The 2,156-nt window shown below is 69.4% G+C and carries 2 protein-coding genes; both read right to left on the minus strand.

The genetic code is table 11. The features are described 5' to 3' along the window. Positions 1 to 799, minus strand: a 799-nt coding sequence (locus A33M_RS21610; RefSeq protein WP_040622558.1) for a Bug family tripartite tricarboxylate transporter substrate binding protein, incomplete at its 3' end; no start/stop codon positions are given. Between the two features lie 153 nt (positions 800 to 952). Beyond that, positions 953 to 2,156 (minus strand): hypothetical protein (locus tag A33M_RS21615; RefSeq protein WP_040622561.1); only part of this gene is annotated, 1,204 nt, incomplete at its 5' end.

The following is a 2,156-nucleotide window of genomic DNA, read 5'->3' on the forward strand; positions in this document are numbered from 1 at the left end:
CGGTGACCTCCTTCGGCACGCCCTTCGGGACGAAGATGCCGAAATAGTTGTCGGTCGGCTTGTACTTCGGAACGATCGTGCCGAGCGGCGGGATGGTGCCGAAGCCGTCGAGCTGGAGCGGCTTGGAGCTGAACACCGCGAGCGGACGGATGCGCTTGGCGCGGATCATCTCGGCCTGCTCGACGGCGAGCTGGGTGGTGGCCGCGGTCTCGCCGCCGGCGGTGGCGATCACCGCCGGGTTGCCGCCGTCGTAGGTGACCTGACGGGCCTGCACGTCGGCCGCCTGCGAGAAGGCGCCGAGCGCCGAGCCGCCCGAGGAGTTGATGCCGGCGGTGGCGACAGTCACCGTGTTCGGCTTGGCCTTCATCGCCTGGATGACGTCCTCGAGGGTCTTGTAGGGCGCCTTGCTGTTGACGCCGAACACCGAGGCGTTGATCACGCCGAGATAGAGGTGCCAGTCGCTCGCCTTGGTGCCGAGCAGGCCGGTGACGGAGTAGGTGCCCAGATCCTTGGCGGCGCCGGAGGTCCAGGTGTAGCCGTCCTTGTCGCCCTCGAGCACCGACTTGGTGCCGATCGAGCCGGACGCGCCCGGCTGGTTGACCACCACCACGGTCTGGCCGATCGCGGACTCGATCTCCTTGGCGAGCAGCCGCACGACCTGGTCCGTCGAGCCGCCGGCGCCCCACGGCACCACCACGGTGATCGGCTTGGTCGGCTTCCACGGATAGTTCTCTGCCGAGGCCGCGCCCGACATGGCGAGCACGGCGATGGCGGTCGCCGAGAGAAGCTTCCGAATCATTCGTTGTCTCTCCTGATCGTTTCTGATGTTCGATCGAACGTCGTCTTGTTCGGCCCGGCTCTTGCGGCCGGTGCACAAGGTGCTTGGTCGTCGAAACGGGGGCGGCGAAAAGACGAAGCCGCCCCGAGGCGGGGGAATCGACGTCGCGGCTCGTCAGACCGGATGGGGACGCATCGACCTCCAATCGGGGGACGGGCCGACCGCGAGGCCGGGAACGGTGGCGAGCGAGCCGAGCGAAACGGCGCCGTCGCGGATCGCCAGGCGCACGCGACCATTGCTGCGCCGGTAGAGATCGGGATGGGCGTCGAGGAAGCGCGTCTGCTCGTCGTCGGAGGCGCCGGCCATGCCGTCGACATAGTGGTGGCCGTTGCGCTCGACGTGGGTGACGCCGACCAGCGTGGCGAGCGCGAGATCCTGCTGCACCGCGACGCCGGCCTGGGTGGTGAGATCCTCGGCGGACATGAACGACGTGGCGGTGCCTTCCTCGGCGTTCCACCGGGCGACCCTCGCCCGGTTCAGGAGCGCGCGATAAAAACCCTTGCACGACTTCGCCGAGATGCCGCGGTAGCCGAGTGCGCGGGCGGCCGGGAAGACGCCGATGTCGCAGTCCGATTCGTCGACCTCGACCGGGATCAGGCGGGCGAGCGCCTGCACCGGCTCGCTCATCGCGTGCGCCCGACCGATCGGCTGCTCGATATGCAGCGTCGACGCCTTCATCCGGGCGAGCCGCGGCTCCTCGCCGATCCGTCGCCAAAGATCGACCACAGCGTCGACCGTCTGGTACTGCTCGTTGCCGTCGAGGGTGACGACATAGGGCTCGGCGATCCGGTCGAGCACCGCAGCGATGGCGGACAGGCGCTCGATGTCGGCGTCGGCATGGCCCGACACCTTCAGCTTGAAGTGCTTGTGGCCATAGGCCGCGATCACCTCCTCGAGGCTTTCCGGCAAGCCGTCGTCGAGCCGCTTGCCGGCGGTCTCGGCGCGCGTCAGCGCGTCGACCATGCCGACGGTGTGGCGCACGAAGATCGACGGCGCGGGCGACAGGCTTTCGAGGAAGGCGTCGAGATCGAAGCCGGCGAGGTCGGGCGTCGTCTCGCCGGTCAGGCCGAGCCGGTTGCCCTTCACCAGCGCGAAGGCCGTCACGCCGTCGAGCCGGGCGAGCGCGTCGATCACCGCGCGCTCGTGCTCGGCGATGCCGAAGGAGGCGACCAGCGCGTTGAGCCCGGCCTCGGCGCAGGCGGCGCGGTGGGCCGGCTCGATGCGCACCGACAGGCCGAAGGCGGTGTCGGCCTCGGCCGCCACGAGATGGCGGCGGGCGATCGCGAGCGAGGTGCGGAGCTGATCGAAATTCTGCTCG

The organism is Rhodovulum sp. PH10, from assembly GCF_000293785.1.
Lineage (GTDB): Bacteria > Pseudomonadota > Alphaproteobacteria > Rhizobiales > Xanthobacteraceae > Rhodoplanes.